Genomic DNA, 24454 nt, shown 5'->3' with positions numbered 1-24454 from the left:
ATTTATTTGATAGCTGTTAGCGCTTGTCGGTAAAGCGCTAGAGGCCTGTTTGGCTTGAAGTGCCGACGGGCGATGGCAGATGCGTGGCAATGTCCTGCCAGGCCTGCACGGCGGCCAGGGCGGTGTGCATCTGCACCGTGTGCGCAAAGCGGAAGGCGTCGCCGTGCACCGTCTCGTCGGGGAACTCGGTGATCAGCGTCACCGGCGCATCGTGCGACGTCTGCGACTGCATGCAGGCGATGCCATCCAGCACCTCGAAGGGCAGCGGGCCCGCGTGGTGCTCGTAGAGGGCCCGCTGGCGTGCGTTGAAATCCGCCAGCCCCGGCACTTGCCGCAGGCGCGCGCACACGGCCTCCAGCAGCGCACGCGCGGGCTGCTGCCAGCCGGCGTGGTAGCGCAGGATGAGGAAGAACCCCTTGGGCAGCATCCACTGCTCGAATCCATGCGGCACATAGCCCGACAGCGGTCGCGTCCACTCATGCGCGGGGTAGCCATGCAGGTTCACATGCAGTTGCGCGCCCGACAGCGCCAGCGCGGTCTGGCGGGCCTCGCGCTCGTAGAGCGGCGCGTGGTCGCGGTATTCCACATCGTCGCCCAGCGCGGTGTAGCGCGCGGCATGGTGCATGTGGCCCGGGTGGCGGGCGCACAGCGCGCGGTGCAGAGCGTAGCCGTCGGGGTTCTCCAGCGCGATCAGCGCGAAGTGCGCGCCGGGTTGCGCCTGCAGCACTTCGGCGGCGCGCAACGCGCCCACGATGCCCGATGTCTCGTTGGCATGCTGGCCCGCACTGATGAACACCGGTGCCTGCGTGCCCGCGTGGTACTGCCCCCATACGGTGCGTCCCTGGCGTGACCGGGCACTGAAACGTTGCGCGGGCCAGGCGTGCAGGGTCTGGGTGATGCGATCAGGGGCAGGGGACTCGTCCAGCGTCGCCAAACTGTCCGGGGCGTGGGCCGTTGGGTGGGCTGGCAGGTCGTCGGCGCACGCCGCGAAGGGCAGTAGGTCCACCTGTACGTGCGGAGCGCCGTCGCCCGCGCGCACGTCGGGCACGATCTGCCCGGGCTGCAACCGGCGGTCGCCCACGGGGCGGCCGCTGTGCTGTTGGAAGAACTCCAGCAGCGTGAAGTACAGGTCCTCGTGCAGCGCCTCCAGGGTGCTTATGGTCTCGCCGGTGGCGCCCACGGGCTGCTCGTAGCCCGGCAGGTCCACGCGCAGCAGCAGGCGGTCGAAGTACGGCTCATGGTCCGGCCACGCGTGACCGCGCACCGCCTGCACCGCCGCGGCGAAGGCCTGCTCGTAGTCGGTGCATACGGCGGTGTCGATCAGGTCGGCAGCGCCTTCCTGTGTGCCCACGCGCAGCCAGCCGGTGGGCGAGAGCACCGTGGCGCCCGTCATGTCGGTGTGTACGCGGTTGGGTGCGTGCACGTGCTGCACGGTGCGGGTGCCGTCGCGCAGTTCCAGTTCCACGCGGTAGCCGCCACTGGCGTCGTCGTGGGGCTCCATGTGCAAGATGCCGCCCCCCAGCAGGGCGGCGAGCGGATAGGCCTCCAACCGGAAGCGCTGTGCAGGCCCGTGCGCCGCCAGCGGGTAGCGCACGCGGGCCTGCACCACCTGGGTGCAATCCACGTGGTCCATGAAATGCTGTACCAGCGGCTTGTAGGCACTGTGAAAGCGGGCATGCACGCCTGCGGCTGCCAGCTGCTGCGCCGCAGCAAGGCGCGCGGCCTGGCTTTCGAACACCCAGCCTTCCACGTGGCAGCCGCGCCAGCGCGGCTCGCCAAAGCGCTGTACCCAGGCGTGCAGCGTGCGTTCCAGTGGCAGGTCAAGCAGCCGGGAACCTGTGGCGGCGGGCGGTTGGGTCATATGCGTGGGGGGGTGGTGAATATCCGGTATGGATCATGCAGGCTTGCAGATAAATTATCGGTAAATTGTGGGTTCTTTCTCCGCAATGTTTCACACGCGGCACACAAAGGAAACGGGTATGGCAAAGAAACTCTGGCAGTTCTGGGTGGATCGGGGGGGGACGTTCACCGATATCGTGGGCCGGCGCCCCGACGGCAGCCTGGTGACGCACAAGCTGCTCTCCGAGAACCCCGAGCAGTACCGCGATGCGGCGGTGGCGGGCATCCGCCACCTGCTGGGGCTGGCGCCGGGCGAGGCCGTGACGCCTGAATTGGTGGAGTGCGTGAAGATGGGCACCACCGTGGCCACCAACGCGCTGTTGGAGCGCAAGGGGGAACCCACGCTGCTGGTTACCACGCGTGGCTTCAAGGACGCGCTGCGCATCGCCTACCAGAACCGCCCGCGCATCTTCGATCGGCACATCGTGCTGCCGCAACTGCTGTACAGCCGCGTCATCGAGGCGCAGGAGCGCGTGGGCGCGCACGGCGAGGTGGTACAGCCGCTGGAGGAAGACCACCTGAAGGAGCGTTTGTGGGCCGCTTATGACGCGGGCTTGCGCAGCGTGGCCATCGTGTTCATGCACGGCTACCGCTATCCCGCGCATGAGGAAGCAGCCGCCCGCCTGGCGCTGGCTGCCGGGTTCACGCAGGTCAGCACTTCGCACGGCACCAGCCCGCTGATGAAGTTCGTGAGCCGGGGCGACACCACCGTGGTGGACGCGTATCTGTCGCCCATCCTGCGGCGCTACGTGCAGCAGGTGGAGGCCGAGATGCCGGGCGTGCCGCTGTATTTCATGCAGTCCTCGGGGGGGCTCACGGATGCGCACCGCTTCCAGGGCAAGGATGCCATCCTCTCCGGGCCGGCCGGCGGCATCGTGGGCATGGCGCGCACGGCGCAGATTGCGGCGCAGGCCGAGGCAGCGCCAGGGGCCGGTGCGGCCGGAACGCAGCCGCCGGTGCGCGTGATTGGTTTCGACATGGGCGGCACGTCCACCGACGTGAGCCATTTTGCGGGTGAGTTCGAGCGCGAGTTCGAGACCCAGGTGGCGGGCGTGCGCATGCGTGCGCCCATGATGAGCATTCACACGGTGGCCGCGGGCGGCGGTTCCATCCTGGAGTTCGACGGCGCCCGTTTCCGCGTAGGTCCCCAAAGCGCCGGCGCCAACCCCGGCCCCGCCAGTTACCGCCGCGGCGGCCCGCTGGCCGTGACCGATGCCAACGTGATGGTGGGCAAGATCCAGCCCGCGTACTTCCCGCGCGTGTTCGGCCATGGTGCCGACGAGCCGCTGGATGCGGCCGTGGTGCGCGAGCGTTTTGCGGCGCTGGCGGGCCAGACCGCAGGCGCGGCGGATGGCGCAGCCGCGCTGACGCCCGAGGCCTGCGCGCATGGCTTCATCCAGATCGCGGTGCGGCAGATGGCCAACGCCATCAAGAAGATCTCCGTGGCGCGCGGCTACGACGTCACGCGCTACACGCTGCAGTGCTTTGGCGGCGCGGGCGGCCAGCACGCCTGCCTGGTGGCCGATGCGCTGGGCATGCAGCAGGTGCTGGTGCATCCGCTGGCGGGCGTGCTGTCGGCCTACGGCATGGGGCTGGCCGACCAGAACGTGATGCGTGAGAAGGCAGTGGAGGCACGCCTCACACCCGAGGCGCTGCCCGGCATCACGGCCACGCTGGATGCACTGGCCCAGGCCGCCGAGGCCGAGATGGCGCAAGAGCGCCTCTCGGGCGGCGACATCGTGGTGCGTCGGCGCGTGCATGTGCGCTACGAGGGTACCGATTCAGCGCTGGCTGTGCCCTTTGGCGACCTGCAGGCGATCACGCGGGGCTTCGAGGCCGCGTACCGCCAGCGGTTTGCCTTCCTCATGCTGGGCAAGGCACTGATGGTGGAGGCGGTGTCGGTGGAAGCCGTGGTGGCGGGCGATGCGCCGGTCGAGCACGCGCAGGACCTGCAGCCCGAGCGCGAAGTGCCGCGGCGCGACACCGTGCGCATGTTCACCGTGGGCACGGACGGCACACCGGCCTGGCACGACGCCGCGCTGGTGGTGCGCGAAGACATGCGCCCCGGCGACCTGCTGCAGGGCCCGGCCATCATTGCCGAGAAGAACGCTACCACGGTGGTGGAGCCGGGCTGGCAGGCACGGCTCACGTCCCTGGACCATCTGGTGCTGCACCGCCACCTGCCGCGCGCCCAGCGCCATGCCGCGGGCACGCAGGTGGACCCGGTGCTGCTGGAGGTGTTCAACAACCTGTTCATGAACATTGCCGAGCAGATGGGGCTGCAGCTGCAGAACACCGCGTACTCCGTGAATATCAAGGAGCGGCTGGACTTCAGCTGCGCGCTGTTCGACGCCGAGGGCCAGCTGATTGCCAACGCGCCGCACATGCCGGTGCACCTGGGATCGATGGGCGAGAGCATCCGCACCGTGATCGCACGCAACCGCGGCCACATGCGGCGCGGCGACGTGTTCGTGCTGAACGACCCCTACCATGGCGGCACGCACCTGCCGGACATCACCGTGATCACGCCGGTCTATATCGGTGACGACGACGAGGCGACCGAGCCCACCTTCTATGTCGGCAGCCGCGGACACCATGCGGACGTGGGGGGCACCACGCCGGGGTCGATGCCGCCGTTTTCCACGCGCATCGAGGAAGAGGGCGTGCAGATCGACAACGTGAAGCTGGTGGATGCCGGCGTGCTGCGCGAGGCCGAGATGATTGCGCTGCTGGAGAGTGGCGAGTACCCCAGCCGCAACCCGCAGCAGAACCTGGCCGACCTGAAGGCGCAGATCGCCGCCAACGAGAAGGGCGTGCAGGAGCTGCGCCGCATGGTGGAGCACTTCGGCCTGAGCGTGGTGCAGGCCTATATGCAGCATGTGCAGGACAACGCCGAGGAGTCCGTGCGCCGCGCCATCACGCGGTTGGCCGCGCGCGTGCAGGACGGGCATTTCACCCTGCCGCTGGACAACGGCGCGCAGATCACCGTGGCCGTGCGCATCGACGCGGCCACGCGCAGTGCGGTGATCGACTTCACCGGCACCAGTGCGCAGCAGTCCAACAACTTCAATGCGCCCACGGCGGTGTGCATGGCCGCGGTGCTCTACGTCTTCCGCTCGCTGGTGGAGGACGACATTCCGCTCAACGCCGGGTGCCTGAAACCCCTGCAGGTCATCATTCCGCCGGGCTCCATGCTCAATCCCAACCCACCGGCATCGGTGGTGGCGGGCAACGTGGAGACCTCCAGCTGCATCACCAACGCGCTGCTGGGCGCCTTGGGCGTGTCGGCGGCCAGCCAATGCACGATGAACAACTTCACCTTCGGCAACGCGCGCTACCAGTATTACGAGACCATCTCGGGCGGCAGCGGGGCGGGCGGCCAGTTCGACGACGCGGGCGCGCTGGTGGGGGGCTTTGATGGCACGAGCGTGGTGCAGACGCACATGACCAATTCACGCCTGACCGATCCGGAGGTGCTGGAGTTCCGCTTCCCCGTGCGGCTGGAGAGTTACGCCATCCGCGCCGGTTCGGGCGGCGGCGGCCGCTGGAAGGGCGGCGACGGCGGCGTGCGCCGCATCCGCTTCCTGGAGCCCATGACCGCGAGCATTCTGTCCAACGGCCGGGTGCACGGCGCCTTCGGCATGGCGGGTGGGCAGCCGGGCATGCCCGGCGTCAACCGCGTCGTGCGTGCGGACGGCCGGGCGGAGCTGCTGCAGCACATCGGGCAGGCGCAAATGGAAGCGGGGGATGTGTTCGAGATCCACACGCCGGGCGGTGGTGGCTTTGGTGGCCGCTGAGTGCGTTTGAATGAAATAAGGCTCTAGCGCTTGTTGGTCAAGCGCTAGTAGCTATATTTTCAATAGCAAATCACGAGTCGAGCGTGCTGCTGTCCGCCACGCGGCTGAGGCTGGGCGGCACCTTCTCGCCCGCGCGGCGCGCGCGAAACAGCGCGGCGCGCATCAGGAAGATGTTGGTCACGGGCACGGTGATGGCGATGAACAGGGCAATCAGCAGCGCATGCAGCGCCAGGCCGTTGCCCGTCACGGAGAAGTACACCAGCGTGGCATGCATGATGCACCAGCAGCCCATCGTGGCGATGATGGAGGGTGCGTGCACGCGCTCGAAGTAGGTGGCCAGGCGCAGCAGCCCCAGTGACCCCATGAACGCGATGGCCGCGCCGCACAGCACCAGCGCGGACAGCACGATGTCCAGCCACAGCGGCAGTGCGTCGCTCATTCGATCACCTCGCCGCGCAAGAGGAACTTGGCCATGGCCGTGGAGCTGACGAAGCCCAGCAGTGCGATCAACATGGCGGCCTCGAAGTAGTTGGTGCTGCCGTAGTAGATGCCCAGTACCAGCATGAGCAGCATGCCGTTGAGGTACATGCAGTCCAGCGCCAGCACGCGGTCCTGCGCGGCGGGGCCCTTGAGCAGGCGCACCAGGCACAGCACCATGGCCGCGGCCAGCAGGAACATGGCGATGGGCAGCGCCCAGGACAGTACGGAACCGGTCATTCGAAAATCTCCATCAGCGGGCGCTCGTAGCTCGCCTTGACGTGGTCGATGATGGCCTGCGCATCGCCCACCTCCAGCACATGCAGCATCAGCAGGCTGCGGTCCAGCGACAGCTCGGCCCAGGAGGTGCCAGGGGTTATGCACACGATCATGGCCAGTACGGCGAGGGCGTTGGGGTCGCGCAGTTCCAGCGGAATCTTGACGAAGTCCGGCGGGTGGCGGCGCTGCGACGGCAGCAGCAGAAAGCGCAGCACGGCAAGGTTGGACCGCGTGGTGTCCACCATCACCGTGAAGCACAGCCGGATGATCGTGCCGAGGTGGCGCACGCGCACCTTCTGCGGGCGCAATTCGCTGAACAGCACCGGCAGGCCCCATGCGAGTACCAGTGCCAGCAGGACGTGGCCGATGCTGGTGGTGTGGTTGAGCAGCAGCCACATCACGAACAAACCCAGGGAGACCAGCGGGGCGGGCAGCAGCTTCTTCATCATGGCGCGGCCTTCGTGGTGGCAGAGCTTTCCGCGCGCTCAGGCGTCGGCGTCGTGGTGGGGCCGGGAATGGGCGCGGCCGTCATCACGGCGCGTACATACGTGCCCGGCGCATGCAGCCCGTTGGCCGTTGCCTCGGTGAAACGCATCACGCCGTTGGCCTGCAGGGTGAGCGCCACGCAGGCCCCCAGCAGTATGGCGATGGGTAGCCCCTCCATCACGCGCAACTGGGGCGTGGGGCGGTCGTGCGCGGCCCAGAAGTGGCGTATGCCCGAGCGCGTGAGCGCCAGCAGCGCCAGCAGACCCGTGGCGATCATCAGCGCGATCAACGTCCAGCCCGGCAGGCCGGGCTGTGTGCCGGCCGAGGAGCCGAGCCCCAGCGGGTTTACCAGCGCCGTCAGCATCGCGAACTTGCCGATGAAGCCGGACAGCGGCGGTAGGCCCGCAATCACCAGCGTGCAGGCCATGTAGGCCAGACCCAGAAACGCGGCCGCGGCGGGGATGACGCGGCCGACCAGCACTTCCTCGTCCTCGTCCAGGTTCAGGCCGGTGGTGGGCATCAGCTCGGGGGTGAGGAAGGGGGCCACGTCGTCCAGTTCGTAAGGCGCCAGCGACGCGCCATCGTTGCGCCAGCGGTCGATCAGGTCGGCCAGCAGGAACAGCGCGCTCACGGCCAGCGTGGAGCTGGGCAGGTAGTACAGCAGCCCGGCGGTGAGCGCGTTCTGCCCGAAGCCTGCTGCCGCCAGCAGCGTGCCCGACGACAGCACGGCCGCATGGCCGGCCAGGTGGGTGAGGCGCTGCGAGGCCATCATGCCGATGGCGCCGAAGGCCATGGTGACCATGCCGCCGCCGATCAGCCACAGGCTGCCGAACAGGGAGGAGGGACCGGCCTCGCTGCTGAACATCAGCGTCCACAGGCGCAGCAGCGTGTAGATGCCCACCTTGGTCATCAGGGCGAACAGCGCGCCCACGGGCGCCGTGGCCGCGCTGTAGGCCGGCACCAGCCAGAAGTTCAGGGGCCACACAGCCGCCTTGATGAGAAACGCCGTGGCCAGGATGGCGGCCGCCGAGTGCAGCAACCCCCGGTCGGCGGCCGACACCTGCGGGATGGCCTGCGCCAGGTCGGCCATGTTGAGCGTGCCCGTGATGCCGTACAGCATGGACGCGCCGATCAGGAACAGCGAGGACGCCGCCAGGTTGATGGCGATGTAGTGCAGGCCGGCCTGCACGCGCGTGCGGCCGGCGCCGTGCAGCAGCAGGCCGTACGAGGCTGCCAGCAGGATCTCGAAGAAGACGAACAGGTTGAACAGGTCGCCCGTGAGGAAGGCGCCCCCCAGCCCCATGAGCTGCAACTGGAACAGCGTGTGGTAGTGCACGCCGGCGCGGTGCCAGCGCGCACCGGCGAACACAATGGAGCACAGCGCCACGAAGCCCGTCAGCAGCAGCATCATGGCCGAGAGCCGGTCCAGCACCAGCACGATGCCGAACGGCGCCGGCCAGTTGCCCGGCAGGTACACACCCATGGTCGCGGGCGCTCTGGATTCGTGCGACCACAGCAGCAGCGCCACGGCCACCAGCAGCCCGAGCAGGGTGGACAGGATGTTCAGGCCCAGCTTCAGGCGCTGCTGCTCTTCCTTCATGGTGAGCAGCAAAGCGGCCGTGAGCATCGGCAGCCCGATGGGCGCCAGCATCAGGTGCGGCATGAGCAGGGAGGTCAGCTCCGCGATGCGGCTCATGGCATCTCCTGCGTTTCACGCGAGTGCGAGCCGTCCACGTGGTCGGTGCCCGACATGCCCCGCGAAGCCAGCAGCACGACGAGGAACAGTGCGGTCATGGCAAAGCCGATCACGATGGCGGTGAGCACCAGCGCCTGGGGCATGGGGTCCGCGTAATGTTGCAGGTCTTGCGGCACGCCGGGCACGAGCACGGGCTCCTTGCCCACGGCCAGGCCCAGGCGACCCATGCTGAAGATGAACAGGTTCACGGCATACGACAGCAGCGACAGGCCCATGATGACCTGGAAGGTGCGGGGGCGCAGCAGCAGCCAGACGCCCGAGCCCGTGAGCACGCCGATGGACAGAGCCAGCACGATTTCCATCAGACGGCTCCTTGTGTGGCCGGGACGGCTGCTTGCTCGCTGGCCGCTTGTTGTTCTTCTTCCATGAGACGGGCGTGGTAACGGTGGCTGCGCACCGACTGGTGGGCGATGGCAGTGAGGATGAGCAGCGTGGAGCCGACGACGAGCGCGAAGACGCCCATGTCGAAGAACATGGCGCTGGCCACGTGGAGGTCCCCGATCAGCGGCAGGTGCAGGTGCGCGGTGTGGCTGGTAAGGAACGGATAGCCCAGCGCCACGGCGCCCAGTCCGGTGCCCAGCGCCAGCAGCAGGCCGGAGGCAATCCAGCGCCGCGGATACAGGGGCAGGTGCGCCTCGACCCACGATGTGCCCGAAATGATGTACTGCAGCACCAGCCCCACCGAGAACACCAGGCCCGCCACGAAGCCGCCGCCCGGCTGGTTGTGCCCGCGCATGAAGAGGTAGAAGGCCACCAGGGCCGAGAACGGCAGCAGCAGCCGCACCAGCACCGCGGGCACCATCAGGTAACCGATGGCCGTGTCGGTGGCGTTGCGCGGGTTCAGCAGGTCGGTCTGTAGATCGGCCGGCAGGTAGCGCTGCTGCTCGGGCAGGTCCATGGTCTCCACTGCGGGGCGAAAGCGCCGCAACAGCGCATACACCGCAAGCGCCACGATGCCCAGCACCACGATCTCGCCGAACGTGTCGAACCCGCGGAAGTCCACCAGCACGACGTTGACCACGTTGGTGCCGCCGCCCTCGGTGAGGGCGCGCTCCAGGAAGAACGTGGAGGTGCTCTGCGCGAAGGGCCGGCTCATCATGGCAAATGCCAGCCACGCCATGCCGCCGCCCGCGGCGACGGCCAGCAGCAGGTCGCGCACGCGCCGCGTGCGCGCCAGCGCGGCGCTGGCGGGCGAGGCGGGCAGGCTTTCGTCGCGCTTGGGCAGCCAGCGCAGGCCCAGCAGGATCAGGATGGTGGTGACCAGTTCCACGGCCAGCTGGGTGAGTGCGAGGTCCGGCGCGGAGAACCACAGGAAGGTGATGCAGACGCACAGCCCTGCACCGCCCATGAGGGTCAGCGCGGCCAGGCGGTGGTACTTGGCCTGCCAGGCCGAGGCCACGGCGCAGACCATGCCCAACGCCCAGATCAGCACGAAAGCGGGCGACAGCGGCAGCGTGCCCCGGTCTCCCAGCTGCAAGCCGCGTGTGTACAGCGGCATGGCGGCGCCCACGAGCGTGACGAGCACCAGCCACAGCATCTGCCACTGCAGGCGGCGCGTGGACAGCAGGCGCCGCCCGCTGTGCCCCCAGCGCGTGATCTGCACCAGCACTGCCTCGAACACGCCGCGTCCGCTGACGCGGTGCATCAGTGGGGCGGCGTTGATGCGGCCTTGCTTGCGCTCCCAGCGCAACACCATGTACAGGGCGATGCCGCCGACCAGTGCCACCAGGCTCATCATGAAGGGCGTGTTGAAGCCGTGCCAGACCGCCAGGCTGAAGGCCGGCAGTTCGCCCCCCACCACCGGCAGCGCCGCGGCATTCAGGTACTGGCCGATCGACCACGCGGGCAGCACGCCCACCACCAGGCAGGCGCAGACCAGCAGCTCCACCGGCACGCGCATCCAGTGCGGCGGCTCATGGGGCTCGTGCGGCAGGTCGGTGGCGGGGGGGCCCCAGAACACATCGACGATGAAGCGCAGCGAATAGGCCACGCTGAACATGCCCGCGACGGTGGCCGCGATCGGCAGTATCTGGGCCACGGCCGGCGCAGCGTCGAAGAACACCGTCTCCGCGAAGAACATCTCCTTGGACAGGAAGCCGTTGAGCAGCGGCACGCCCGCCATGGCGGCGCTGGCGACCGTGGCCAGCGTGGCGGTGACGGGCATCATGCGCCGCAGGCCCGAGAGGCGCCGTATGTCCCGCGTGCCGCTTTCGTGGTCGATGATGCCCGCGGCCATGAACAGCGACGCCTTGAACGTGGCGTGGTTCATGATGTGGAACACGGCGGCCACGGCGGCCAGAGGGCTGTTGAGGCCCAGCAGCAGCGTGATCAGGCCCAGGTGCGAGATCGTGGAATACGCCAGCAGGCCCTTGAGGTCGTTCTGAAACATGGCCGCGTAGCCGCCGATGAGCAGCGTGGCCAGGCCCGCGCCGCCCACCAGCCAGAACCACGGCTCCGTGCCGCCCATGACGGGCCACAGCCGTGCCAGCAGGAAGACGCCCGCCTTCACCATGGTGGCCGAGTGCAGGTACGACGACACGGGCGTGGGCGCAGCCATGGCGTTGGGCAGCCAGAAGTGGAACGGAAACTGCGCACTCTTGGTGAACGCCCCCAGCAGCACCAGTACCAGCGCCGTGAGGTACATGGGGTGGTCGCGCACCAGCTCGGCTGCGCCCAGCACGCGGTCCAGGTCATAGCTGCCCACGATGTGGCCCAGCACCAGCATGCCGGCCAGCAGGCACAGTCCGCCCGCGCCCGTCACGGTGAGGGCCATGCGCGCACCCCGGCGGGCGTCTTCGCGGTGGTGCCAGTAGCCGATGAGCAGGAACGAGAACAGGCTGGTGAGCTCCCAGAAGAACACCAGCTGGATGATGTTGCCCGACAGCACCACGCCGGCCATGGCGCCCATGAAAGCCAGAAAGAACGAGAAAAAGCGCGGCACCGGGTCCGCCGGCGACATGTAGTAGCGCGCATACAGCACCACCAGCGTACCGATGCCGAACACCAGCATGCTGAACATCCAGGCGAACCCGTCCATGCGGATGACCAGGTTCAGGCCCAGGGCAGGCAACCAGGTGATCTCCTCGCGCAACACGCCCGCTTCGGCGATCTGGGGGAAGTACAGCGCCGTTTGCACCGTGCAAAACAGCGCGACCAGGCCCGCGAGCGTGGACTCGGTATTGCGCGCATTCGCGGGCAGCACGGCCGCCAGCAAGCTGCCCACAAAGGGAAGAAGAATGAGGAGGGTCAGAGGCATCAGCGTCTGATTCTAGGGCGTCGCCCCTTCCCGCGTGCTATGAAAACCCGAGCAAGTGGCGGCGAATACGCTGCCGTCCAGCGCGTTATGGCGCGCGGCTACCAGTGTGTGTCAGCGTGAGGAGGGGCTGTCGCCGGCCCCCGCGTCGGAGGCTGCAGGCGCGCCCGCGGGCGTTGCTACGGTTGGATAGGCGGCGCCATTGACGGTGAGCCCCTGCGCCGACAGCCGGGCGGCGGCCGCGGGGCCGATGCCCTTCACGCGTGCGATCAGGTCGCTCCAGTCCTGGAAGGGCCCGCGTGCCCGCTCTGCCAGGATGCGCGACGACATCGCCGGCCCGATGCCCCTGACGCCATCCAGGTCCGCTTCGCGTGCGTGGTTCACGTCCACGCCGGCCAGCGCGACGGCAGCATGCAGCAGCACGAGCGCTACGCTCGCAAGCCGCAGGGCCGGGGGCATGCGCACGGCTACAGCTCCTCGACGCGCCGTGCCGGATAACTGTCCCAGGTCTGGCAGCCCGGGCATTGCCAGAAGTGCTGGCGTGCCTCGAACCCGCAGGCTGCGCAGCGGTAGCGCGTGAGCGGCTTTGCCGCTTGCTCCAGCGCGCGCTGGATTTGCGGGTGGAACTGCTCATGGGTCAGCGTCTCGCCTGCCAGCCACTTCGTCGCGGCGACCAGGGAGGGCTCGCGCTCCAGGTGGCGCACGTACCATTCGCGCCCGACGGCCGCAGTGTCCGCGTTGGCAGCCTCCAGCGCCACCACGGCTTCCAGCAGATCCAGGGATGGCATGTCCCCGTAGTGGTGCTGCAGCAGCGCCTGGGCCTGCGGCGCTTGTCCCGTGGCGGTGGCGGTCTCCACCAGCAGCGGTGCGGCCAGCGGCAGCGCGGCGGGTGCAGCCTGGGCGAGCGCTTGCAGGGTGTCGAAGGCCGCTTCGGGCTGGCCCTGGCGCTGCTGCAGCCGCGCCAGCTCGATGCGCGCGCGCGGCGCCTGGGGCGCCGTGGCCAGGGCCTGCTCCAGCAGCGCCTGGGCGGCGTGCAGTTCGCCATGGGCCGCCAGCGCCAGCGCCTGCTCGCACAGGTAGTGCGCCAGCCGGGTGCTGAAGTCGCCCTGCTGCGCATCGTGCATGCGCCGTGCAATGTCCGACGCCTGTGGCCAGTCGCGCGAACGCTCGTAGATGGCCAGCAGGGCCATGCGTGCCTGGCCCTCGAAGGCGCTGCCCTCCAGGCGGCGCAGTGCGTCTTCCGCGCGGTCGAGCAGGCCTGCCTTGAGGAAGTCCAGCGCCAGCGCATGCTGCGCGCGCTCGCGGTCGGCGCGGCTCAGGTCGCCGCGCGACAGCAGGTGCTCGTGCACCCGCACGGCGCGGTTGTACTCGCCGCGGCGGCGAAACAGGTTGCCCAGGGCGAAGTGCAGTTCGGTGGTGTCGGGGTCGTTTTGCACCGCCTCGATGAAGGCGTCGATGGCCTGGTCTTGCTGCTCGTTGAGAAGGTAGTTCAGGCCCTTGAAGTAAGCCTTGGGTGCGCGGCGGTTCTCCTCGCGCATCTGCCGCAGGTCGAAACGCGAGGCGAACCACCCCAGCCCGAAGGCCAGCGGCAGCCCCAGGAAGATCCAGCTCAGGTCAAATTCCATGGACGGGCGGCTGCGGCTGCGGCAGGGCGGGGTCGGCCGCCGCCGGAGATGCGGCAGAGGACGCGGGGGCGGGCGCGGCGGGGTGCGGCAAGGCCTGGTGCGCGCGGCGCGCGGCGCTGCGGTGGCGCCACCAGCGCGGCACCATGCCCAGCACGCCTACGGCCACGCCAAGCGCGAAGGCCGTCAGCACGATCAGCACGGCCGGTGCCGTCCACTGCGTGCCGAAGAAAAAGTACACCGTGGCGTCCTGCTGGTTGTTCAGCGCGAACGCGAACAGGGTAAAAAAAATGGCTGCCTTGAGCAGCCACAGGAGGTATTTCATGCATCTCCCCAGTGGTGGCGAGATTCTACGGGCAGCGTAGCGGCCTGAGCGGTGGGCGGCAGGCCATCCGTTGGCCTCAAGCCAAAAACGGCTCTAGCGCCTGCCCAGCAAGCGTGAACAGCTATGGTTTTATTGCGCCTGTACGCCCTGCAGTTCAGCGGTGCGCTGGTCCACGGTTTCGCGCAGTGCCTTGCCGGGCTTGAAGTGGGGAACGCGCTTTTCGGGGATATGCACCGCCTCGCCGCTGCGCGGATTGCGGCCCATGCGCGGGGGGCGGCGGTTGACCGAGAAGCTGCCAAAGCCGCGGATCTCGATGCGGTGCCCGCGCACCAGTGCATCGCTCACGGCGTCCAGAATGGTCTTGACGGCGTATTCGGCGTCGCGCTGGGTGAGCTGCCCAAAGCGGGCAGCCAGTTCTTCGACGAGGTCAGATCGGGTCATGGGACGGCATTCGGGCAGAGGTTGATGTGACAGCGGGCGCTACCAGAGCGCCCGCTGTGTGTGGTGTGCCGCCACCCGCAGGTGGAGGCACACCGGCGCCTGCAGGGCAGGCCGCGACGGATTACTTGTCGGAGTTGTCCAGCTTGGCGCGCAGCAGGGCGCCCAGGCTGGTGGTACCGGCGTTTTCCTTCGCGGACTGGGCCGACAGGTGCGCCATGGCTTCCTGCTGGTCAACCATGTCCTTTTGCTTGATGGACAGCTGGATGTTGCGGGTCTTGCGATCCACGTTCACCACCACGGCCGTGACCTCGTCGCCTTCCTTCAGCACGTTGCGGGCATCTTCCACGCGGTCGCGGGAGATTTCCGAAGCGCGCAGGTAGCCCACGATGTCTTCGCCCAGATCGATCTCGGCGCCACGGGCGTCCACGGTCTTGACCTTGCCGGTCACCGTCTGGCCCTTGTCGTTCACCGTCACGAAGGTGGTGAACGGGTCGCCGTCGAGCTGCTTGATGCCCAGGGAGATACGCTCGCGGTCCACGTCCACGGCCAGCACGATCGCCTCGACTTCCTGGCCCTTCTTGTAGTTGCGCACGGCGGATTCGCCGGGCTCGTTCCAGGACAGGTCGGACAGGTGCACCAGGCCGTCGATGCCGGCAGCCAGGCCCACGAACACGCCGAAGTCGGTGATCGACTTGATCGGGCCCTTGACGCGGTCGCCGCGCTTGGTGTCCTGCGCGAATTCTTGCCAGGGGTTGGCCTTGCACTGCTTCATGCCCAGGCTGATGCGGCGCTTGTCCTCGTCGATCTCCAGCACCATGACCTCGACCTCGTCGCCCAGCGACACCAGCTTGTTGGGCGCCACGTTCTTGTTGGTCCAGTCCATTTCAGAGACGTGCACCAAGCCTTCGATGCCGGGCTCCAGCTCGACGAACGCACCGTAGTCGGCGATGTTCGTGACCTTGCCGAACAGGCGCGTGCCCGAGGGGTAGCGGCGCGATACGCCCAGCCACGGGTCGTCGCCCATTTGCTTGAGGCCCAGCGAGACGCGGTTCTTCTCGGTGTCGAACTTGAGGATCTTGGCCGTGATCTCCTGGCCGGCGGTGACCACCTCGGAGGGGTGGCGCACGCGGCGCCATGCCATGTCGGTGATGTGCAGCAGGCCGTCGATGCCGCCCAGGTCCACGAACGCACCGTATTCGGTGATGTTCTTGACCACGCCGTTGACGATGGCGCCTTCCTTCAGCGTTTCCATCAGCTTGGCGCGCTCTTCGCCCATGGAGGCTTCCACCACGGCGCGGCGGCTCAGCACCACGTTGTTGCGCTTGCGGTCCAGCTTGATGACCTTGAACTCCAGGGTCTTGTTTTCGTACGGAGTCAGGTCCTTGACGGGACGGGTGTCGATCAGCGAACCGGGCAGGAAGGCGCGGATGCCGTTGACCAGCACCGTCAGGCCGCCCTTGACCTTGCCGGAGGTCGTGCCGGTCACGAATTCGCCGGATTCCAGCGCCTTCTCCAGCGACAGCCAGGAGGCCAGACGCTTGGCGGTGTCGCGCGACAGGATGGTGTCGCCGTAGCCGTTTTCGATGGAGCCGATGGCCACGGACACGAAGTCGCCCACTTGGACTTCGATCTCGCCCTGGTCGTTCTTGAATTCGTCGATCGGCACATAGGCTTCCGACTTCAGGCCAGCGTTCACCACGACGAAGTTGTGCTCCACGCGCACGACTTCAGCGGTGATGACTTCGCCGGGACGCATTTCGGTGCGTGTCAACGACTCTTCAAAAAGGGCGGCAAAAGATTCAGACATGTAGTTCCTTGCCCGCATGCAGGTTTCCGACGGCACCATTGCCTTCGTTTCTAAGACTGCTTGCGGAGGTTGTGCGGCATCACACCGCGGGGTTGAGGTTGTAAGAACCACACGGCCAGTGCGCAGTCAGGGCGCGGCGGGAGCCGTGTGGGCCATGTACCGGCCGTCAGCGCTTACGCGCCGAACGGCTGGCGAGCCTGCCACCAGTCAATCACCTGCATCACGGCCTCGTCGATCGTGTGCTCGGAGTTGTCCAGTACCAGGGCGTCCTGCGCGGGCTTCAGGGGCGAGGCACTGCGGTTTGCGTCCCGCGCGTCCCGCGCTTCCAAGTCTGCGCGAAGGTCGGCGATATTAGCCGAAATTCCCTTGGAAATCAACTGCTTATAGCGGCGCTCGGCCCGGCAGGCGGCGCTGGCCGTGAGGAAGACCTTGAGCGGTGCTTGCGGGAAGATCACCGTGCCCATGTCGCGCCCGTCGGCCACCAGGCCCGGCAGGCGGCGAAAGCCATGCTGCAGCGCGACCAGGGCGCCGCGCACGGCCGGCAGCGCCGACACGCGCGAGGCGTTCATGCCGGCCTGCTCGGTGCGGATGGCGTCGGTAACGTCTTCCTCGCCCAGCCAGATGCGGTCGCCCGCGAAGCGCACGGGCAGTTGCCGCGCCAGTTCGGCGATGCGCGGCTCGTTGTCGGGGCTGATCTCCAGGCCCGCACGGGTCGCCGCGAGGGCGGTGACGCGGTACAGCGCCCCTGAATCCAGGAAGTGGTAGCCCAGCGCACGCGCCACGGCAGCGGCCACTGTGCCCTTGCCCGAGGCCGTCGGGCCGTCGATGCAGATCACGGGGATGCGGTCCGCGTCGGTCTGCGCCACCTGGAACAGGGCCTCGAAGTAATCCGGGAAGGTCTTGGCGACGCACTTGGGGTCTTCGATGCGCACGGGCAGCCCGGCCGGGTTGAAGGCCGCCAGCGAAAAGCACATGGCCACGCGGTGGTCGTCGTAGGTGTGGATGCTGGCGGCGCGCCAGTCGCCGGACTGGGCGGGTGGCGTGACGCGCAGGTAGTCCGCGCCTTCCTCCACCGTGGCGCCCAGCTTGCGCAGCTCGCAGGTCATGGCGGCAATGCGGTCGGTTTCCTTGACGCGCCAGCTTGCGATGTTGCGCAGCACGGTCGTGCCCCGCGCATACAGCGCCATGACGGCGAGGGTCATCGCTGCATCGGGGATGTGGTTGCAGTCCAGGTCGATCGCCTTGAGCGGCCAGGTGTCGCGGGCCACCTCCAGCCAGTTGGGGCCGCCGGTGACGCGTGCGCCCATGGCCTGCGCCGCCTCGACGAAGCGGATGTCGCCCTGGATCGAGTCCAGTCCGACGCCCAGGATCTTGATGCCTTTTTGGCCGCTAGCGCCCGCAGCGATTGCGCCAGCAGCTATGAAATAGCTAGCAGATGATGCATCCGCCTCCACATGGATCAGCCCCGGCGACTGGTAGCGGCTGCCCGCGGGAATGGTGAAGCGCTGCCACTGCTTGTGCCGCACGGCGATGCCAAAGCGCGCCAGCAGCTCCAGCGTGATGTGGATGTAGGGCTTGGAGATCAGCTCGCCCACGACTTCGATCACCACGTCCTGCTGCCGGGCCACCAGCGGCAGCGCCATCAGCAGCGCGGTGAGGAACTGGCTGGACACGTCGCCGCGCACGCGGATCGGCGCCTGCAGCTGCAGCGGCGGCAGGCCGCCCGCGTGGGCGATGCGCAGCGGCGGAAAGCCTTCGTTGCCCAGGTAGTCGATGCGGCAGCCGAGCTGGCGCAGGGCGTCCACCAGGTCGCCAATGGGACGCTCGTGCATGCGCGGCACGCCCGACAGTTCGTACTCGCCGCCCAGCAGCGCGAGTGCCGCAGTGAGCGGGCGCATGGCCGTGCCGGCGTTGCCCATGAAGAGCTGCGTGGGCGAGGGCGGCGTGGACGATCCCAAACCCGTGATGCGCACGGTGCCGCCTCCGGCTTCGTCGACCGTGCAGCCGAGCTGGCGCAGCGCATCCAGCATCACGCGCGTGTCGTCGGAGGCCAGCAGGTCGCGCACCTCGGTCGTGCCCTGGCTCAACGCGGCCAGCAGCAGCACGCGGTTGGAGATGCTCTTGGAGCCCGGCAGCTGCACGCTGCCCTGCACGCTGGCCAGGGGAGGCAGGTCGAGGAACGCGGTGGAGAACATCAGTGGTCCTTGTGCTTGCGGGGCGCGCCCATGCGCCAGTGCGCGCGGGTGTGACTGGCGAGCGTGATGAGGTCTTCCAGCGCCTGGTCGTTGTCGGCCTGCATGGCCTCCTCCAGCGTCTGCAGTGCCTGCTTGAACACGCGCGACTGGGCCAGCACCTCGTCGCGGTTGGCGCGCAGGATGTCGCGCCACATCTTGGGGTCGCTGGCGGCGATGCGGGTGAAGTCGCGAAAGCCGGGTCCGGCCAGTGCGAGCAGTTCGTCCGCGTTGGGCTGCGCGGTGATGCCCGAGATCATGGCGAACGCGAGCATGTGCGGCAGATGGCTCACGGCCGCGAAGCTGGCGTCGTGCGCCTCGGGGGACATGCTGCTCACGTGGCAGCCCAGGGCGCGCCACACTTCCTCCGCGCGGTGCAGCTGGGCGGTGAGGGTGCGCTCGGTGGGGGTCAGGATCACCTGGCGGCCGGTGTACAGGTCGACGTCGGCATGTTCCACGCCCGACACCTCGCGCCCCGTGATCGGGTGCGCCGGCACGAACGAGCCGATCTGGTCACGCAGCGCGCGGCGCGCGGCCTGCACCACGTCGGCCTTGGTGGAGCCCACGTCCATGAGCAGCATCTGCGGCGTGACCAAGTGCTTGATGGCCTTCAGGGTGGATTCGGTCGCGGCCACGGGAACGGCCAGCAGCACGATGTCGGCACCCGCGGCGGCCAGCAGCGCGGAGGGCGCCTCAACGTCAATCACGCCGAGCTGGCGCGCCCGATCGGTGGTGGAGGGCGACTTGCTGTAGCCCACGACGCGCTTGACCAGTCCCGCCTTCTTCAATGCCAGGGCGAAGGAGCCGCCCATGAGGCCGCAGCCGATCAGTCCCAGTTGTTCAAACATGCTGCCCCCTCACGCCGGAACGGGGTAGGTGCCCAGCACCTTGTAGAAGGCGCACAGCTGCTGCAGCTCGGCCAGCGCGGCGGCCACGTTGGGCTGGGCGGGGTGGCCTTCGATGTCGATGTAGAAGTAGTACTCCCACTGTCCTGTGCGCGCGGGGCGGGATTCAAAGCGCGTCATGGACACGCCGTGCTTCTTCAAGGGCACCAGCAGGTCGTGTACGGCGCCGGGACGGTTGGGCACCGAGATGATGAGGCTGGTGCAGTCCCGCCCCGTGGGCGCGGGCGTGGCCAGCGTGTGCGGCAGGCAGATCACGGCAAAGCGCGTGCGGTTGTAGGCGTCGTCCTGGATGGCGTGGGCCACCACATGCAGGCCGAACTGCTGCGCGGCGCGCTCGCTGGAGATGCCGGCCCACGCCGGGTTGGTGGCGGCCAGGCGTGCGCCTTCGGCATTGCTGGACACGGGCCGGCGCTCGGCGTGGGGCAGGTGCTTGGACAGCCAGCCCTGGCACTGTGCCAGCGCCTGGGGATGGGCCAACACGGCCTCGATGTGCTCGGCGCTGTTGGTGGAGCGCAGCAGGTTGTGGCGCACCAGCAGGCTGACCTCGCCGACCACATGGCAGGGGGTGTGCAGGAACATGTCCAGCGAGCGCGTGACCACGCCCTCGTTGGAATTCTCCACGCCCACCACGCCGTACTGCGCGCTGCCCGCGGCCGTGGCGTGGAACACCTCGTCGAAGCTGTTGCAGTACATCAGGTCGGCCGCGCCGCCGAAGTACTCGATGGCTGCCTGCTCGCAGAACGTGCCCTCGGGGCCCAGCACGGCCACGCGCTGGGGCGATTCCAGCGCCAGGCAGGCCGACATGATCTCGCGCCAGATGGCGGACACGTGTGCGCCCTTGAGCGGGCCGGGGTTGGCGTTGGTGATCTTCTCGATCACCTGGGCGACGCGGTCGGGGCGGAAGTAGGGCGTGCCCTCGCGCTTCTTCAGCTCGCCCACCTGCTCGGCCACGCGGGCGCGCTGGTTGAGAAGCTGCAGCAGCTGGTGGTCCAGCGAATCGATCTGCACGCGCAGATCGGCCAGCGCGGGGCTGGCCTGGGGTGTGGGGCTTGAAGCGTTGTCTGCCATGGATTTGATAGCTGCCCGCGCTTGTCTGTTCTGTGTTTGAGTGGAGAAACTATCTCAAACCCAGATACATCAAGCGCGCGCAGCTCACATTTTTATGAAAGGGCCGTGCCGTGGCTTCAGGCAGCGGTGCGTTCGAAGTCCTGCAGATAGTCCACCAGCGCCTGCACGCCCGCCAGAGGCATGGCGTTGTAGATGCTGGCGCGCATGCCGCCCACGGACTTGTGGCCCTTGAGCTGCAGCAGGCCGCGCTCCTTGGCGCCGGCCAGGAAGGCGTCGTTGCGCGACTCATCGCGCAGGAAGAAGGGGATGTTCATGCGCGAGCGGCAGTTGGCCGCCACCTTGTTCACGTAGAACTGCGACTGGTCGATGAAGTCGTACAGCAGCCGCGCCTTGGCGATGTTGCGCTGCTCCATCGCGGCCACGCCGCTGGCCGCGCCCTCGCGCTGGCGCTTGAGCCACTGGAAGGTGAGGCCCGCCATGTAGATGCCCCAGGTGGGGGGCGTGTTGAACATCGAGTGGTTCTCGGCCACGATCTTGTAATCGAAGGCGCTGGGGCAGGCGGGCAGGGCGTGGCCCAGCAGGTCCTCGCGCACCACCACCAGCGTCAGGCCTGCCGGGCCCAGATTCTTCTGCGCGCCGCCAAAGGCCAGGCCCACGCGGCTCCAGTCGACGGGGCGCGACGCCACGTGAGAGGAGAAATCGATCACCAGTGGCGCATCGCTGCCCAGGGCGCGCAGGTCGGGCAGCTCCTGGAATTCCACGCCGTGGATGGTCTCGTTGCTGCAGATGTGCACGTAGCTGGCGCCGCGGCTCAGCTGCCAGCCGGCCGGGTCGGGCAGGGTGGTGAAGTGGCTCTCTTCGCCGGAGGCCGCGGTGCGCACCTCGGCGGCGTATTTGGCTGCCTCCTTGCGCGACTTCTGGCTCCAGCTGCCGGTGACCACGAAGTCCACGGTGGCTGCGCGCGAAAGGTTCAGCGGCACGATGGCGTTCTCCGCCAAGCCACCGCCCTGCATGAACAGGATCTTGAACTCTGGTGGCACCGCCAGCAGCTCACGCAGGTCGGCTTCGGCCTGCTCGTAGATCGCGATGAACTCCTTGCCGCGGTGACTCATCTCCATCACGCCCATGCCGCTGCCGTGCCAGTCCAGCATCTCGGCGGCGGCCTGCTGCAGCACTTCCTCAGGGATGGCGGCCGGACCGGCCGAGAAGTTGTAAGGGCGATTCATGGTCATGGGTCAAATGTGCTGCCAGCGCTTGTCATTCAAGCGCTGGCAGCTATCGTTTTGGAAGCGGTTTCAGGCGTCAGCAGGCGGCGGGGCGTCGGCTGCATCGAGATCAGCGGCGTTCGCGTCGTTCTCCACGATGCGCTGCAGTCCGCTGAGCTTGGCGCCTTCGTCCAGCGAGATCAGCGTCACGCCCTGCGTGGCGCGGCCCAGTTCGCGGATCTCGGACACGCGGGTGCGCACCAGCACGCCGGTATCGGTGATCAGCATGATCTCGTCGTCGGCATGCACCAGCGTGGCGGCCACGACCTTGCCGTTGCGCTCGCTTTGCTGGATGGCGATCATGCCCTTGGTGCCGCGCCCATGGCGGGTGTACTCGACGATGCTCGTGCGCTTGCCGTAGCCGTTCTCGGTGGCGGTGAGCACGCTCTGGTTCTCATCCTCAGCCACCAGCATGGCGATCACGCTCTGGCCGTCCTCCAGCATCATGCCGCGCACGCCGCGCGCCTGGCGGCCCAGCGGCCGCACGTCGTTCTCGTCGAAGCGCACGGCCTTGCCGCCGTCGGAGAACAGCATCACGTCGTGCTGACCGTCGGTCAGCGCCGCGCCGATCAGGTAGTCGCCATCATCCAGATTCACCGCGATGATGCCGCCCTTGCGGGGGTTGCTGAACTCGTCCAGTGCGGTCTTCTTCACCGTGCCCATGCTGGTCGCCATGAACACATAGTGGTCGGCGGGGAAGGTACGCATGCCGCCCGTCAGGGGCAGCACGACGTTGATTTTTTCGCCCTCGGCCAGCGGGAACATGTTGACGATGGGGCGCCCGCGCGAGTTGCGCGAGCCGGAGGGCACTTCCCACACCTTGAGCCAATACAGCCGGCCGCGGTTGGAAAAGCACAAGATGTAGTCGTGCGTATTGGCAATGAAGAGCTGGTCGATCCAGTCGTCTTCCTTGGTCGCCGCCGCCTGCTTGCCGCGCCCGCCGCGCTTTTGCGCGCGGTACTCGGACAGTGGCTGGCTCTTGATATAGCCGGTGTGCGACAGCGTGACCACCATGTCGGTGGGCGTGATCAGGTCCTCGGTGGACAGGTCCTGGGCGCTGTGCTCGATGGTGCTGCGGCGCGCACCCACCTTGGACTGGCCGAACTCCTGGCGCAGCGTGGAAAGCTCTTCGCCGATGATCGTGGACACGCGCGCGGGCTTGGCCAGAATGTCCAGCAGGTCCTCGATGACCGACATGACGTCCTTGTACTCGGCCACGATCTTGTCCTGCTCCAGGCCCGTCAGGCGCTGCAGGCGCATCTGCAGGATTTCCTGGGCCTGCGTGTCCGACAGGCGGTACAGGCCGCCTTCCTGCATGCCGAACTCGCGTTCCAGCCCTTCGGGGCGGTAGTCGTCCGCGTTGACCATGCCGCCATCGGCGCGCGTGCGCGTGAGCATCTCGCGCACCAGCTGGCTGTCCCAGGAACGCGCCATCAGTTCGGCCTTGGCCACGGGCGGCGTGGGCGACTCACGGATGATGCGGATGAACTCGTCGATGTTGGCCAGCGCCACGGCCAGGCCTTCCAGCACGTGGCCGCGCTCGCGGGCCTTGCGCAGCTCGAACACCGTGCGGCGCGTGACCACTTCACGGCGGTGCTGCAGGAAGACCTCGATCAGGTCCTTCAGGTTGCACAGCTTGGGCTGGCCGTCCACCAGCGCCACCATGTTCATGCCAAAGGTGTCTTGCAGCTGGGTCTGCTTGTACAGGTTGTTGAGCACCACCTCGGGTACTTCGCCGCGCTTGAGCTCGATCACCAGGCGCATGCCGGATTTGTCCGACTCGTCCTGGATGTGGCTGATGCCTTCGAGCTTCTTCTCGTGCACCAGCTCGGCCATGCGCTCCTGTAGCGTCTTCTTGTTGACCTGGTAGGGCAGCTCGTCAACGATGATGGCCTGGCGCTGGCCCTTGTCGATGTCCTCGAAGTGGCACTTGGCGCGCATCACCACCTTGCCGCGGCCCGTGCGGTAGCCTTCCTTGACCCCGTTGATGCCGTAGATGATGCCGGCCGTGGGGAAGTCGGGCGCGGGGATGATCTCCATGAGTTCGTCCACCGTCGCGTCAGGCTGGCGCAGCAGGTGCAAGCAGGCATCCACCACCTCATTGAGGTTGTGCGGCGGGATGTTGGTTGCCATGCCCACCGCGATGCCGGCCGATCCATTGACCAGCAGGTTGGGCAGCTTGCTCGGCAGCACCAGCGGTTCCTTCTCGCTGCCGTCGTAGTTCGGGCCGAAATCGACCGTTTCCTTGTCGATGTCCGCCAGCATCTCGTGCGCTATTTTTGACAGGCGGATTTCGGTATAGCGCATTGCCGCGGCGCTGTCGCCGTCCACTGAGCCGAAGTTGCCCTGGCCGTCCACCAGCATGTGGCGCAGAGAGAAGTCTTGCGCCATGCGCACGATCGTGTCGTATACCGCGCTGTCGCCGTGGGGGTGGTACTTACCGATCACGTCACCAACGATACGGGCGGACTTCTTATAAGGCCGGTTCCAATCGTTGTTGAGTTCGTGCATGGCAAACAGCACGCGCCGGTGCACAGGCTTCAGGCCATCCCGCGCGTCGGGCAGGGCGCGCCCGACGATCACGCTCATCGCGTAATCCAGGTAACTGCGCCGCATCTCCTCTTCGAGACTGATGGGCAGGGTTTCTTTGGCAAACTGGGTCATGTCGACGGAGGGGTGGCGGCAGGAAGCGGCCATTTTAGGTGCAACGCCCTGTAGTAGCTGAGCAACACATCCCTGGGATTGCGCTTTTGTCCTACGGTTTGCACCTCGTCAAAGCAGCCCCGGCCTTGTTACGTATGGCACAATCATTTCAACGTTTTTGGTGATGGTCACTGACGACG

General features: G+C 67.6%; 18 protein-coding genes. 1 reads left to right on the top strand and 17 read right to left on the bottom strand.

Features of this window, described 5'->3' with window-relative positions; translation table 11 throughout:
• Window positions 1–37: 37 nt before the first annotated feature.
• A complete protein-coding gene (locus OX89_RS00570) occupies window positions 38–1861 on the bottom strand; it encodes a peptidase M14 (RefSeq protein ID WP_047349165.1) in 1824 nt (607 codons plus the stop codon).
• Window positions 1862–1979: 118 nt separating this feature from the next.
• On the opposite strand from OX89_RS00570, the gene OX89_RS00565 reads away from it, so the two are divergent.
• The gene (locus OX89_RS00565) at window positions 1980–5696 is read left to right on the top strand and encodes a hydantoinase B/oxoprolinase family protein (RefSeq protein WP_047349164.1); all 3717 of its coding nucleotides are present in this window, start codon (window positions 1980–1982) and stop codon (window positions 5694–5696) included.
• 70 nt (window positions 5697–5766) lie between these two features.
• Here the strand turns inward: OX89_RS00565 and OX89_RS00560 are convergent, their stop codons facing one another.
• From OX89_RS00560 to gyrA, 16 genes are all read right to left on the bottom strand, one after another.
• Complete coding sequence (locus OX89_RS00560; RefSeq protein WP_011805679.1) at window positions 5767–6135, bottom strand: monovalent cation/H(+) antiporter subunit G; 369 nt, start codon at window positions 6133–6135, stop codon at window positions 5767–5769.
• Window positions 6132–6413: a K+/H+ antiporter subunit F gene (locus OX89_RS00555; RefSeq protein WP_011805678.1), complete on the bottom strand. Its 282-nt coding sequence runs from the start codon at window positions 6411–6413 to the stop codon at window positions 6132–6134. Before OX89_RS00555 ends, OX89_RS00560 begins: the two co-directional genes overlap by 4 nt.
• Entirely contained in the window at window positions 6410–6901 is a 492-nt protein-coding gene (locus tag OX89_RS00550; RefSeq protein ID WP_047349163.1) for a Na+/H+ antiporter subunit E, read from the bottom strand. Before OX89_RS00550 ends, OX89_RS00555 begins: the two co-directional genes overlap by 4 nt.
• Window positions 6898–8634 carry a monovalent cation/H+ antiporter subunit D gene (locus tag OX89_RS00545; RefSeq protein WP_047349162.1) on the bottom strand — a complete coding sequence of 579 codons (1737 nt, stop codon included), beginning with the start codon at window positions 8632–8634 and terminating at the stop codon, window positions 6898–6900. Before OX89_RS00545 ends, OX89_RS00550 begins: the two co-directional genes overlap by 4 nt.
• Window positions 8631–8996, bottom strand: coding sequence for a Na+/H+ antiporter subunit C (locus tag OX89_RS00540; RefSeq protein ID WP_047349161.1), 366 nt, complete (start codon window positions 8994–8996; stop codon window positions 8631–8633). The genes OX89_RS00545 and OX89_RS00540 overlap by 4 nt, the downstream gene beginning before the upstream one ends.
• Window positions 8996–11950, bottom strand: a complete 2955-nt coding sequence (locus OX89_RS00535; RefSeq protein WP_047349160.1) for a monovalent cation/H+ antiporter subunit A — start codon at window positions 11948–11950, stop codon at window positions 8996–8998. The genes OX89_RS00540 and OX89_RS00535 overlap by 1 nt, the downstream gene beginning before the upstream one ends.
• Window positions 11951–12061: 111 nt before the next feature.
• Window positions 12062–12406: a helix-hairpin-helix domain-containing protein gene (locus OX89_RS00530; RefSeq protein ID WP_047349179.1), complete on the bottom strand. Its 345-nt coding sequence runs from the start codon at window positions 12404–12406 to the stop codon at window positions 12062–12064.
• A gap of 8 nt (window positions 12407–12414) precedes the next feature.
• On the bottom strand, window positions 12415–13572 hold the full coding sequence (lapB, locus tag OX89_RS00525) for a lipopolysaccharide assembly protein LapB (protein ID WP_047349159.1): 1158 nt from the start codon (window positions 13570–13572) through the stop codon (window positions 12415–12417).
• On the bottom strand, window positions 13562–13894 hold the full coding sequence (locus tag OX89_RS00520; protein ID WP_011805671.1) for a lipopolysaccharide assembly LapA domain-containing protein: 333 nt from the start codon (window positions 13892–13894) through the stop codon (window positions 13562–13564). Before OX89_RS00520 ends, lapB begins: the two co-directional genes overlap by 11 nt.
• A 129-nt stretch (window positions 13895–14023) precedes the next feature.
• Window positions 14024–14335, bottom strand: a complete 312-nt coding sequence (locus OX89_RS00515; protein WP_011805670.1) for an integration host factor subunit beta — start codon at window positions 14333–14335, stop codon at window positions 14024–14026.
• A gap of 121 nt (window positions 14336–14456) precedes the next feature.
• The gene (gene rpsA / locus OX89_RS00510; protein WP_084001959.1) at window positions 14457–16160 is read right to left on the bottom strand and encodes a 30S ribosomal protein S1; all 1704 of its coding nucleotides are present in this window, start codon (window positions 16158–16160) and stop codon (window positions 14457–14459) included.
• Between the two features lie 155 nt (window positions 16161–16315).
• Complete coding sequence (locus OX89_RS00505; protein WP_047349157.1) at window positions 16316–18337, bottom strand: bifunctional 3-phosphoshikimate 1-carboxyvinyltransferase/cytidylate kinase; 2022 nt, start codon at window positions 18335–18337, stop codon at window positions 16316–16318.
• Entirely contained in the window at window positions 18337–19221 is an 885-nt protein-coding gene (locus OX89_RS00500) for a prephenate dehydrogenase/arogenate dehydrogenase family protein (RefSeq protein WP_011805667.1), read from the bottom strand. Before OX89_RS00500 ends, OX89_RS00505 begins: the two co-directional genes overlap by 1 nt.
• 9 nt (window positions 19222–19230) lie before the next feature.
• Window positions 19231–20346, bottom strand: a complete 1116-nt coding sequence (pheA, locus tag OX89_RS00495) for a prephenate dehydratase (RefSeq protein WP_011805666.1) — start codon at window positions 20344–20346, stop codon at window positions 19231–19233.
• 116 nt (window positions 20347–20462) lie between these two features.
• Entirely contained in the window at window positions 20463–21572 is a 1110-nt protein-coding gene (serC, locus tag OX89_RS00490) for a 3-phosphoserine/phosphohydroxythreonine transaminase (protein ID WP_047349178.1), read from the bottom strand.
• Window positions 21573–21641: 69 nt separating this feature from the next.
• Window positions 21642–24275 (bottom strand): DNA gyrase subunit A, encoded by a 2634-nt coding sequence (gene gyrA / locus OX89_RS00485; RefSeq protein WP_047349156.1) that lies wholly within the window; start codon window positions 24273–24275, stop codon window positions 21642–21644.
• Window positions 24276–24454: the final 179 nt, after the last annotated feature.

The sequence above is a fragment of the Diaphorobacter sp. J5-51 genome (assembly GCF_001023515.1).
Taxonomy (GTDB): Bacteria; Pseudomonadota; Gammaproteobacteria; order Burkholderiales; family Burkholderiaceae_C; genus Diaphorobacter; species Diaphorobacter nitroreducens.
This window is presented reverse-complemented; position numbering and strand designations above follow the sequence as displayed.

Coding starts and splice junctions, on each gene's coding strand:
- OX89_RS00570 (WP_047349165.1), bottom strand. CDS start 1,861: ATGACCCAACCGCCCGCCGCCACAGGTTCCCGGCTGCTTGACCTGCCA.
- OX89_RS00540 (WP_047349161.1), bottom strand. CDS start 8,996: ATGGAAATCGTGCTGGCTCTGTCCATCGGCGTGCTCACGGGCTCGGGC.
- OX89_RS00520 (WP_011805671.1), bottom strand. CDS start 13,894: ATGAAATACCTCCTGTGGCTGCTCAAGGCAGCCATTTTTTTTACCCTG.
- OX89_RS00545 (WP_047349162.1), bottom strand. CDS start 8,634: ATGAGCCGCATCGCGGAGCTGACCTCCCTGCTCATGCCGCACCTGATG.
- OX89_RS00530 (WP_047349179.1), bottom strand. CDS start 12,406: ATGCCCCCGGCCCTGCGGCTTGCGAGCGTAGCGCTCGTGCTGCTGCAT.
- OX89_RS00515 (WP_011805670.1), bottom strand. CDS start 14,335: ATGACCCGATCTGACCTCGTCGAAGAACTGGCTGCCCGCTTTGGGCAG.
- OX89_RS00505 (WP_047349157.1), bottom strand. CDS start 18,337: ATGTTCTCCACCGCGTTCCTCGACCTGCCTCCCCTGGCCAGCGTGCAG.
- OX89_RS00535 (WP_047349160.1), bottom strand. CDS start 11,950: ATGCCTCTGACCCTCCTCATTCTTCTTCCCTTTGTGGGCAGCTTGCTG.
- OX89_RS00560 (WP_011805679.1), bottom strand. CDS start 6,135: ATGAGCGACGCACTGCCGCTGTGGCTGGACATCGTGCTGTCCGCGCTG.
- rpsA (WP_084001959.1), bottom strand. CDS start 16,160: ATGCGGGCAAGGAACTACATGTCTGAATCTTTTGCCGCCCTTTTTGAA.
- lapB (WP_047349159.1), bottom strand. CDS start 13,572: ATGGAATTTGACCTGAGCTGGATCTTCCTGGGGCTGCCGCTGGCCTTC.
- OX89_RS00550 (WP_047349163.1), bottom strand. CDS start 6,901: ATGATGAAGAAGCTGCTGCCCGCCCCGCTGGTCTCCCTGGGTTTGTTC.
- OX89_RS00565 (WP_047349164.1), top strand. CDS start 1,980: ATGGCAAAGAAACTCTGGCAGTTCTGGGTGGATCGGGGGGGGACGTTC.
- OX89_RS00500 (WP_011805667.1), bottom strand. CDS start 19,221: ATGTTTGAACAACTGGGACTGATCGGCTGCGGCCTCATGGGCGGCTCC.
- OX89_RS00555 (WP_011805678.1), bottom strand. CDS start 6,413: ATGACCGGTTCCGTACTGTCCTGGGCGCTGCCCATCGCCATGTTCCTG.
- serC (WP_047349178.1), bottom strand. CDS start 21,572: ATGAATCGCCCTTACAACTTCTCGGCCGGTCCGGCCGCCATCCCTGAG.
- pheA (WP_011805666.1), bottom strand. CDS start 20,346: ATGGCAGACAACGCTTCAAGCCCCACACCCCAGGCCAGCCCCGCGCTG.
- gyrA (WP_047349156.1), bottom strand. CDS start 24,275: ATGACCCAGTTTGCCAAAGAAACCCTGCCCATCAGTCTCGAAGAGGAG.